General features: G+C 41.1%; 1 protein-coding gene. It reads left to right on the top strand.

Features of this window, described 5'->3' with window-relative positions:
* Positions 1-463: IS30 family transposase (locus ACEN33_RS12495; RefSeq protein WP_407093958.1), on the top strand; the 463-nt coding region annotated here is incomplete at its 5' end.
* Between the last annotated feature and the right edge of the window lie 9 nt (positions 464-472).

Here is a 472-nt window from a genome sequence, read left to right on the forward strand (position 1 = left end):
TACCATTGTGGGTGTTCACCACAAGAGTGCTGTTATCACGCTAGTAGAGCGTCTTTCCAAAATCATCATCACTTTGAAACCGGATGGCCGCAAAGCCAGTGACATTGAACAGAGGATGAACCAATGGCTGGAATCGATTCCTCGACATTTCTTTAAGTCGATGACGTTTGATTGTGGTAAGGAATTTTCCAATTGGAAAGCATTAAGTAATCAACATGACATTGATATTTATTTTGCCGATCCAGGAACGCCCTCACAGCGAGCTTTGAATGAGAATTCCAATGGTTTATTACGCAGAGACGGACTGCCAAAAGGAATGGACTTTAATCAAGTAGACCAAAGCTTTGTGTCATCGATTGCACACAAACGGAACACGATTCCACGGAAATCCTTACACTACCGAACACCGTTGGAAGTATTTTTGAGTTACTTAGATGAAGCAGTTTTGTCTAGCTTAATTTGACAAATCAAA

Source organism: Ruoffia sp. FAM 24228, assembly GCF_045528575.1.
Classification (GTDB): domain Bacteria; phylum Bacillota; class Bacilli; order Lactobacillales; family Aerococcaceae; genus Ruoffia; species Ruoffia halotolerans.